This window comes from Bacillus solimangrovi, assembly GCF_001742425.1.
GTDB lineage: Bacteria > Bacillota > Bacilli > Bacillales > Bacillaceae_N > Bacillus_AV > Bacillus_AV solimangrovi.
This window is the reverse complement of record NZ_MJEH01000011.1, coordinates 21,383-31,624: the sequence shown is the minus strand read 5'-3', so window position 1 is coordinate 31,624 and position 10,242 is coordinate 21,383. Positions and strand designations below refer to the sequence as shown.

11 protein-coding genes are annotated in these 10,242 nt (G+C 37.6%); all 11 read left to right on the top strand.

The features are described from left to right. The 11 genes from trpA (at position 1) to BFG57_RS04775 (ending at position 10,230) form a co-directional block, all read left to right on the top strand. Positions 1-813 (top strand): tryptophan synthase subunit alpha, encoded by an 813-nt coding sequence (gene trpA, locus BFG57_RS04825; RefSeq protein WP_281186615.1) that lies wholly within the window; start codon positions 1-3, stop codon positions 811-813. Between the two features lie 18 nt (positions 814-831). Then, positions 832-1,929 carry a histidinol-phosphate transaminase gene (gene hisC / locus BFG57_RS04820; protein ID WP_069716346.1) on the top strand — a complete coding sequence of 366 codons (1,098 nt, stop codon included), beginning with the start codon at positions 832-834 and terminating at the stop codon, positions 1,927-1,929. An 11-nt stretch (positions 1,930-1,940) separates the two neighbouring features. Then, a complete protein-coding gene (locus BFG57_RS04815) occupies positions 1,941-3,044 on the top strand; it encodes a prephenate dehydrogenase (RefSeq protein WP_069716345.1) in 1,104 nt (367 codons plus the stop codon). 49 nt (positions 3,045-3,093) lie between these two features. After that, positions 3,094-4,383 (top strand): 3-phosphoshikimate 1-carboxyvinyltransferase, encoded by a 1,290-nt coding sequence (gene aroA / locus BFG57_RS04810; RefSeq protein WP_069716344.1) that lies wholly within the window; start codon positions 3,094-3,096, stop codon positions 4,381-4,383. A 237-nt stretch (positions 4,384-4,620) separates the two neighbouring features. Continuing rightward, on the top strand, positions 4,621-5,508 hold the full coding sequence (locus tag BFG57_RS04805; protein WP_069716343.1) for a hypothetical protein: 888 nt from the start codon (positions 4,621-4,623) through the stop codon (positions 5,506-5,508). Between the two features lie 34 nt (positions 5,509-5,542). After that, positions 5,543-6,814, top strand: a complete 1,272-nt coding sequence (locus BFG57_RS04800) for a tetratricopeptide repeat protein (RefSeq protein WP_069716342.1) — start codon at positions 5,543-5,545, stop codon at positions 6,812-6,814. A gap of 187 nt (positions 6,815-7,001) precedes the next feature. Continuing rightward, the gene (locus BFG57_RS04795) at positions 7,002-7,550 is read left to right on the top strand and encodes a ReoY family proteolytic degradation factor (protein WP_069716341.1); all 549 of its coding nucleotides are present in this window, start codon (positions 7,002-7,004) and stop codon (positions 7,548-7,550) included. A gap of 99 nt (positions 7,551-7,649) precedes the next feature. Beyond that, on the top strand, positions 7,650-8,123 hold the full coding sequence (locus BFG57_RS04790; RefSeq protein WP_069716340.1) for a YpiF family protein: 474 nt from the start codon (positions 7,650-7,652) through the stop codon (positions 8,121-8,123). A gap of 129 nt (positions 8,124-8,252) precedes the next feature. Continuing rightward, the gene (locus BFG57_RS04785) at positions 8,253-8,759 is read left to right on the top strand and encodes a QcrA and Rieske domain-containing protein (RefSeq protein WP_069716339.1); all 507 of its coding nucleotides are present in this window, start codon (positions 8,253-8,255) and stop codon (positions 8,757-8,759) included. A 3-nt stretch (positions 8,760-8,762) separates the two neighbouring features. Next, positions 8,763-9,437, top strand: a complete 675-nt coding sequence (qcrB, locus tag BFG57_RS04780; RefSeq protein WP_069716338.1) for a menaquinol-cytochrome c reductase cytochrome b subunit — start codon at positions 8,763-8,765, stop codon at positions 9,435-9,437. 31 nt (positions 9,438-9,468) lie between these two features. Continuing rightward, entirely contained in the window at positions 9,469-10,230 is a 762-nt protein-coding gene (locus tag BFG57_RS04775; RefSeq protein ID WP_069716337.1) for a menaquinol-cytochrome c reductase cytochrome b/c subunit, read from the top strand. The last annotated feature ends 12 nt before the right edge of the window (positions 10,231-10,242 follow it).

Here is a 10,242-nt window from a genome sequence, read left to right as displayed (position 1 = left end):
GTGGAAACATCATTTCAACAACGTCTAGTGAAACAAAATAATTTATTTATTCCATTTATTATGGCAGGGGACCCAAGTGAAGAAGCAACGGTTGACCTTGCAGTTATGCTACAAGAAGAAGGAGCGGATATATTAGAATTAGGTGTTCCATATTCTGATCCACTTGCAGACGGCCCTGTTATTCAGCAAAGTGCAAAACGAGCCTTATCTGGTGGAATGAATATTCGTCGTGCAATTGAACTTGTGCCTAAAATGAGACAAAAAGGAGTAAAAATTCCCATTGTTCTCTTTACGTATTATAATCCTGTGCTACAATTAGAAAAAGATTTCTTTTTCGCTTTACTGCAACAAAATGAGGTGGATGGCCTGTTAATCCCTGATTTGCCTCATGAGGAAAGTGAAGAAATGAGGCAGGACTGTAAGGATAATGGAATTGAGCTGATCTCACTTGTTGCACCAACTTCACAAAAGCGCATAGAACGAATTGCTAGTGAAGCTAGAGGGTTCGTCTATTGTGTTTCCTCGCTTGGAGTAACTGGTGAACGTAAAGCTCTTGATCCTCGTGTTTATGACTTTTTAGAGCAAGTTCGTCATCATAGTAACGTTCCTGTTGCAGTAGGGTTTGGTATTTCGAGCTATGCTCAAATTGAGGAATTGTCACCACATTGTGATGGAATTATTATCGGAAGTGCCATAGTCCGTAAAATAGAAGAGCAAGCAGCAAATTTGAAATCTGAAACAAATAGACAAACGGGTGTTCAGGCTGTTAAGGAAGCCGTACAAAATATGTTGAAACATCCACAGAACACTTAGAAAAATGAGGTGGAAGTAATGGAATATCGCATAAAGCAAGAGCTTAAAGGGTTAACGCCTTATAAGCCAGGTAAACCTATTGATGAAGTAAAACGTGAATTAGGTCTTGAGAAGGTTACAAAACTAGCATCTAATGAAAATCCATTTGGTTGTTCAGAGTATGCAAAGCAAGCAATTACACAATCTTTAGATGAATTAGCAATCTACCCTGATGGCTATTCAGCGGACCTGCGTAACAAAGTCGCGAAATCTTTGAATATAAATGAGTCTCAGCTTATTTTTGGAAACGGATCAGACGAAGTTATTCAAATCCTTTGTCGCGCTGTTTTACAGAAAGGTACAAATATGGTTAGTGCGAATCCAACTTTCCCTCAATATCGTCATAATGCAGTGATTGAAGGAGCAGAAATTAGAGAAATTGATAATATTGATGGAGCCCATAATCTTGAAGGAATGCTTCAAGCGATTGATTCAGAAACTCGTATCGTTTGGGTATGTACTCCGAATAACCCAACGGGTAATTATATCAATGAACAAACGTTATATAAGTTCATTACACGTGTACCGAAAGAAGTACTTGTCGTAGTTGATGAAGCTTACTTTGAATATGTTGTAGCAGATGATTATCCTGATACGACTAAATGGTTAAATGAATTTGACAATTTACTAATTTTACGAACTTTTTCTAAAGCATATGGCTTAGCAGGACTTCGAATTGGTTATGGTATGGCAAATGAACAGCTTATTCAAGCGATTGAACCTGCAAGAGAACCATTTAATACATCAAGTATTGCACAAGCTGCGGCAATTGCTGCAATAGATGACACAGGTTTTATCGAGAAGTGTCGCATAGCGAATCGGTCAGGTATGGCTCAATTTGAATCATTTTGTCATTCAGCTGGTTTAACGTATTATCCTTCACAAGCAAACTTTATTTTAATTGATTTTGAAGTAAGTGGCGACATTGTTTTTGATTACTTACTTCGTAACGGATTTATCGTTCGTTCTGGTGAAGCGTTAGGATATCCGACAAGTGTACGTATTACAGTAGGTAGCAAAGAGCAAAATGAAGAAATTATTAACATCTTAACTGCTTTTTTGAAAGAACAACGTTAGGAGGAAATACGGTGTCACATAAAGTCTTTGTGATCGGACTTGGTTTGATTGGTGGTTCGATTGCACTTGCAATCAAGAGAGAGCATACCGATATAGAAATTATTGGATTTGATGTACATCATGAACAAGTCCGAATGGCTTCTTCATTGCACATTATCGACAGCCAAGCTGTTTCTATAAAAGATGGAGCAGAAGAGGCAGATACGATCATTATTTCTGCACCTGTAACTCAAACCGAGAAAATTATAGAACAGCTTGTCACATATAACTTAAAACCATCAGTTATTGTTACTGATGTTGGCAGTACGAAGCAGCGTGTTGTGGAAAAGGCAGAAGGTCTTATTTCCCGTGGTATAACATTTATAGGTGGGCATCCAATGGCGGGTTCTCATAAAAGTGGTGCTGTAGCGGCTAGAGCACATTTATTTGAGAATGCCTTTTATATTTTTACACCGAGTGAGGAAACTCCTCGAGAGAAGGTAGATTCATTACAGAATTTACTAAAGGGAACGAAAGCAACTTTTGTTGAAATGTCTCCTCATGAGCATGATACGATTGCTGGCGCAATTAGTCATTTTCCTCACATTGTTGCAGCAGGGCTTGTTCATCAAGTAGCAGATCTAGAGAATCAGTTCCCGTCAGTTTTCAATCTTGCAGCAGGTGGATTTCGTGATATTACACGGATAGCATCAGGTAGTCCAATTATGTGGAGAGATATTTTATTACATAATAAAGATACGATGCTTCATTTGATTGAGAAGTGGCAAACAGAAATGAATAATGTAAAAGAAATGATCACACATCTAGACAGTGACGGAATCTACAACTATTTTGAAAAGGCAAAGTCTTATCGAGATGACTTACCACAAAAACAGCGCGGTGCACTTCCTTCATTGTATGACCTCTATGTAGATGTACCGGATCATCCTGGAGCAATTAGTGATGTAACAGGCATTCTAGCACAGGCAAAGATTAGTATCACCAATATTCGAATCATTGAGGTTAGAGAAGATATTTTTGGTGTGTTACGTTTAAGTTTTCGAAATGAAGCAGATCGAGAAAAAGCAAATGTTGTATTAAAAGATCAGAACTATGACACATATGAGATGACATAATTTATATGTTTGTAAGAGCATATACTAGGAAAAAAGGAAGTGACACAACGTGGAGAAACGTCTGCATGCACAAACAAAAGGGTTACGAGGAACAATTGAAATCCCAGGAGATAAATCTATTTCACACCGAGCAGTAATGTTTGGAGCGCTTGCAGAGGGGCGAACGACAATCACAAATTTCTTAGAAGGTGAAGATTGTTTAAGTACAATTTCGTGTTTTCAAGAAATGGGTGTTAAGATTGAACGAACAGAAGAAAAAGTGATTGTGGAAGGTGCTGGTACAAACGGTTTACTTGAGCCTAGACGTGTACTTGACGTAGGTAATTCTGGAACAACGACAAGGCTTATGCTCGGTATTTTGGCAGCCCAACCGTTCCATGCAGTCGTAGTTGGAGATGATTCGATTGCGAAGCGACCGATGGATCGAGTAACGATTCCACTTCGTCAGATGGGTGCAGTGATCGATGGAAGGGATAATGGTAGGTTTACTCCTTTATCAATACGTGGTGGTGACTTAAATCCATTAGAATATGTTTCACCTGTTGCAAGTGCTCAAGTGAAATCGTGTGTGTTATTGGCAGGATTAGGTGCTAATGGTGTAACCTCTATTACTGAACCACACTTATCAAGAGATCATACAGAGAGAATGTTACAAGCATTTGGAGTTGAGCTTGTACGGGATGGATTGACTGTATCAATTGCAGGTGGCCAACAATTAAAGGCTACAGATGTTCATGTTCCAGGTGACATATCGTCAGCGGCGTTCTTTTTAGTTGCTGGAGCGATTGTACCGAATAGCGAGCTTACATTGAAAAATGTCGGAATGAACCCAACACGCACAGGGATTATCGATGTGTTACAAGCGATGGGAGCAGATTTGACAATTGAAAATGAACGAGTAGAAAATGAAGAACCAGTAGCAGATTTGATTATCAAAACTTCAAATTTGAAGGCAATCGAAATTGGTGGGGCATTGATTCCTAGGCTTATTGATGAAATTCCAATTATAGCGTTGCTTGCTACACAAGCTGAAGGTACGACAGTAATAAAAGATGCTGAAGAATTGAAAGTTAAGGAAACAAATCGAATTGATACTGTTGTTGAACAGTTGAACGAGCTTGGTGTTCATATTGAAGCACGTGAGGACGGTATGATTATTAAAGGGAAACAACGTTTAAATGGTGGCACAGTTGATAGTTGTGGTGATCACCGCATAGGTATGATGCTTGCCATTGCATCATGTTTAACTGGTGAAGAAGTAGTAATACAACGTGCGGATGCCATCAATGTATCGTATCCGATGTTTTTTGAACATATGAATAAAAGTAACGTTAAATAGGGGCAATCCAGAACAGTCAATTTAATTGACTTTCTGGAGCCCTTTTTATATTAACTTGTCACAATACGAGAAATCTAGAGACACTTATCTCTCCTATTACTTCGGTGAATGATGGATAGTTAATTGTTTACAATTTTGAATGAGCGTAATTGTTTTAAATCTACTAATTATCGTTCATAGATTGTCCATTAATCGCATAGCTTTAAAAAAAGATAGCTAGTTTTAGGAGGCGATGGTGTGGCATACATCATTGATAATGGATGGTATGAAGGTTACGAAGGACCGAAGCGAAGTAGCTACATAATTGAAGAAAAGAAGATTGCATATGTAGGAAAGAGGTTGTCAAAAATATCTTATATGAGAATGGACATATCCCCATATTTCATCTCCTCAGGTCGAATCTATGTGCATACCCAAAAAGAATTTTATACACCTACAAAAGAAAAAGAACGAGAGTTAATACAGCTAGGCTACACGACGGTAGTACTGCCTCTATGGATTTCTTCATTTAAAAAATTACAGTATGAACTGAAGAAGGCAGCACACTGCATGATTAATAGCACGCTAGATTACTTAATTGGAGTTTATATCCCCTTTCATTTACTTACTCCAGCTTTTATTCGAACTTGTAGAAGATTTAATGTACCATTTATCTGTGTTGATATAACAATGGATACAGCATTTGAGAATAGTGCTTGGGGTTGGTTACGTCAAGCAAACTTTCCTAATCCAATTCCACTTTATCCTGTGTGGAATGGTATAGAAGAACGTGAACATGATGTTGTTAAAAAAAGGTGGAGTGAGATCTTACGTGACCACCATCTACCTACGGTAAATAATATCTTGAACGAAAAAAAAGATTTACATGAAGATGCAGTTATGCAAATTGGCTTATATCCAATTAAAGGAGCTTTACTCGTTGGAAGTGATCTTGATTATGCACTATATGACAGATTAGTTGATGAACAAGGAAAGATTCTCTATGATAGTACTAAGCCGAAGTTAGTTGTATTAAGAGAAAAAGTATTAATGGCAGGTGAAAACACTTTTCTTCAACCAGGTTTCGGTAGAAAAATAGATATTTCAATTGCAGGCAGGTTTTCATCGTTACATACTTTGCCATAATGATAGAAATGATTGATTGAAGGAGTCGGAATATATGAGTGTCCTAACAGAGCTTGAACAAGCGATTCAATTAGTTGAGAATGGAGAAGTTGAATCAGGTTTACAGAAAATAAATGATATAAAAGAAAAGGCAAATCATGCAGAGAAACATGAAATTGCAGAATTGTATATTAAATGGGGATTGTTAGATGAAGCGAAGGTACTTATTGACGAATTAGTGTTGTTATATCCTGATGAAGGTCAATTGTATATCGACAGAGCGGAAATTGCGATTGATTTAGAAGAAGAAGAAGAAGCACTTGAGTATTTATTAGAGGTAAAAGAAGAAGATACAGCATATGTGCAAGCATTATTTCTGATGGCAGATTTGTATCAAATGCAAGGGTTAGATGAGGTGGCTGAACAAAAGCTCTTAGAAGCAAAGAAAAAGGCACCTAATGAGGTTATAGTTGATTTTGGCTTAGGTGAGTTTTATTTATCTCGAGGAGATTATAATAAGTCAATCCCGTATTATGAACGAGTATTAAAAGAAAAAGAAGACATTGGTAATACAAACGTACACCTTTGTCTAGCTGAAGCGCTAAGTACTGTTGGAAAGTTTGAAGAGGCTCTTGAACATTATGAAAAGGGATTAACGAATAGAACAGAAATACATGCTCTCTTCGGATTTGGATTTTCAGCATATCAAATAGGAGAATATGGTCTAGCGATTGCAAAATGGAAAGAGCTATTAGAGCTTGATCAAGATTATCCATCTTTATATTTATATTTGACACATGCCTATGAGAATGAAGAAATGTTAGAGGAAGCGCTAAACACAGCTAAGAAAGGTTTAGCAGTAGATGAGTTGAATAAAGAATTACTTCTTGCAGCAGGTAAATTGGCGATTAAACGTCAAATACCAGAAGAAGCAGAAAAGTATTTGCGTGATGCAGTGTCAATTGATCCAGGATATGTTGAAGCGGTCGTAACTTTATCGAAATTCTTCATACAGCAAGAGCGTTTTGAAGATATGGTTGATTTATTAGAGCATGTCATTCAATTTGGTGAATATGACCCTCAATTTGAGTGGGACTTAGCATTTGCAAAAAATGAATTAGAAATATATTCGGATGCATTAAAACACTATGAAAACGCATATACTGCTCTTAAGAACAATCCAACATTCTTGGAAGAATACGGGAAGTTTATGCTTGAAGAAGGACAGCATGAAAAAGCTAAAGAAGCTTTTGAATTGGCAGTGAAAATTGACGGTTCACTTGTTCATCTACAAGAGGAGTTGTTAAGACTTGAAGATAGGACATAACGATGAAATAATTATCTTATAGAAGGAATTGTACTTATTTTCAACGAATATATAAATTAATTATCACCTAATAAATGTAATATAATTGAATTAGAACTAGTTATTGCATATCGATAAGGTACCATTTAATGAAAGTGTCTTTAGTGAATAGAGAGAAAATGGACTTCTTCGTAGAGGAGGGAGAGAGATGACCACCCCTGTATCGGTGAGCGAAAAAAAGGATTTTGTACGCTGGTTTTTAAATCATTTTCAATTAAAAAGACGTGAAGGTGTTTGGATTTTAAATTATTTAATGAGCCATGATCAGTTAATGGAGAAGGTGCACTTTGTTGAACAAGCACAGCATTGCCCTCGTGGGATCATCATGTCAACACATTGTGTCGATGAAATTCCATTTCGTTTTTATAAAGAAAATATAATGACAACAGATGCAGAGAAGTCATTTCATGATATTCGGCTTAATCGAGAACAAGATATATATATTCAATTAAATTTTAGAGGTGCAATGACAACAACAAAATATGTTGCTGTTTTAGAGGAAAATAATTTTATACCAGAGCATTTAAAAATTAATGTGCATGACCAACATCTTGCTGAACGTTTTTTAAATGAAGCTGTAATCTCTTTTCAAAAAGAAAAACTTGTAACAGAAATTGATAAAGCATTAGATGAGCATAACGAAGAGGCGTTTTATTCCTTGAGTAAACAATTGAATGAACTCATTAGAAAAAACTGAATTCCCAGATTGGGTAATTTCAGTTTTTTCTATTGTATTCACTTTACTGACAGTGGAATTCCATGTTTTAATGAAAGAGATTGTAAGGAGGTGAAAGCGTTGAAATGGACGACAGAGGATATTGATATGTATTTCAAAGCGAAAGAATATGTCGATACAGCAGTCGTATTACTTATCCCAATTAATTGGCAAGATAAAATTAAGTCATCGGTAGCAGGAAACGAATTTTTACAATTGATAACAGCAGAACTAGAACGCCAATTTAAAGGGAGAATCATTGTTTTCCCATCTTTTACATATTTGAGTTCTGAAGTAATAGAGCCTCGAATTGAAAGACTTATAGCATGGACAAGCGAATTACAGGATAACGGTTTACCAAATGTCTTTTACTTAACATGTGATATTAATTGGAAAGAACATGAAATGAAACTTGGAGGAGAGCTGCTTTGGCTACCGGCTTTGCCATTAGAACATGTCGAGGGGAAAGCAAAGCAAAAGATGCTTCAAGACCAAGTGGAACAATTAATGCCAGTATTTATGAACAGATGGAAAAATACTCAAAAAGACACATAGTTGACACCATTTGTATAGGTGTGTTGTTGACCAATATAGAACTTTACGCTATCATAAGTATGTCCTAGTTCTATATGTGTGTTATATAAAAGCCTGGAGAGGCGATTTCACGATAGAGGGGGGTAGAAGATGAGCGATAAAAGCCGTGTATCCAGACGTCAATTTTTAAATTATACATTAACTGGCGTTGGAGGATTTATGGCAGCGGGTATGTTAGCACCAATGGTTCGTTTTGCTGTAGACCCGTTGCTAAAAGAGACAGCAGAAGGGGAATTTGTTGCAGTTACATCAATTGATGAAATCACAAATGAACCAAAACGATTTGACTTTAAAGTTAAGGTCGTTGATGCATGGTATGAATCAGAAGAAGCACGTTCGGCATGGGTTTTCCGCCAAGATAACGGTGAGATTCTAGCAATGTCACCTGTATGTACCCATCTTGGTTGTACAGTAAACTGGGCACCAGAGGGACGCCCTCAAAATGAGTTTTTCTGTCCATGTCATGATGGCCGTTATGAGAAGAACGGTGTCAACATTAAGGGTACACCACCGACACGACCACTTGATGTATATGATCACAAAGTGGAAGACGGTAAACTATACTTAGGGAAAGCCAAAGTGCGAGAGGGGGCGTAATGAATGCTCAATAAGATTTATGATTGGGTTGATGAGCGTTTGGATATTACACCACTATGGCGTGATATCGCAGACCATGAAGTACCCGAGCATGTTAACCCAGCGCACCATTTCTCGGCGTTCGTTTATTGTTTCGGCGGATTAACATTCTTTGTTACCGTCATTCAAGTACTTTCTGGTATGTTCTTAACAATGTATTACGTACCAGATATTAAAAATGCATGGGAATCGGTGTATTATTTACAAAATGAAGTGGCGTTTGGACAAATAGTTCGCGGTATGCACCATTGGGGAGCCAGCTTAGTAATTGTAATGATGTTTTTACATACATTACGTGTATTCTTCCAAGGCGCATATAAGAAGCCACGTGAATTAAACTGGGTTGTAGGAGTACTTATTTTCTTCGTAATGCTTGGACTTGGATTTACAGGTTATCTATTACCTTGGGATATGAAGGCGCTGTTTGCAACAAAGGTAGGTTTGCAAATTGCAGAAGCGACACCGGTTATTGGTACCGCAGTAAAAACATTACTTGCTGGTGATCCTGAAATCGTCGGTGCGCAAACATTGACTCGTTTCTTTGCGATTCATGTATTCTTCCTGCCTGCGGCGTTATTCGGACTTATGGCAGCTCACTTCTTAATGATCCGAAAACAAGGTATATCAGGACCACTATAAGAAAGCGTTTTTGTTCAAAGGAGGGAAGAAAATGCATCGCGGGAAAGGTATGAAATTTGTAGGGGATTCACGTGTTTCAGCTGAAAAGAAGCCGAATATCCCGAAAGATTACTCAGAATATCCAGGTAAAACTGAAGCGTTCTGGCCAAACTTCTTGTTAAAAGAGTGGATGGTAGGTGCTGTCTTCTTAGTTGGTTATTTAAGTTTGACTGTTGCTCATCCATCACCGCTTGAACGTATGGCAGATCCAACAGATGCAGGCTATATTCCACTGCCAGACTGGTATTTCTTATTCTTATACCAATTGTTAAAGTATGAATTTGCATCTGGTCCATACACAGTGATGGGGGCATTAATTATGCCGGGATTAGCGTTTGGTGCATTACTACTAGCCCCGTGGTTAGATAATGGTCCAGAGCGTCGTCCAACAAGACGTCCGATTGCTGTTAGTTTAATGCTATTAGGTGTAGCAGCTACAATTTTCCTTACTTGGGAATCTGTTGTGAACCATGACTGGGAAGCTGCAGCTAAGCAAGGTGCAATTGTTGCAGAAGCAGAAATTGATAAAGAGTCTGAAGGTTATCAGATATATGCAACACAAAGCTGTATTAATTGTCACGGTGAAACTTTAGCTGGTGGACCTGCTGCGCCTGGCTTAGTAGGTACTGGTTTAACACCTGATGATGTTAAAAACATCGTTATTAATGGTCAAGGTAATATGCCTGCTGGCCAATTTAATGGAACTGATGAAGAGCTACAAAAGCTTGCAGAATTTATTTCTACTCTTGAATAATATTTCATAAAA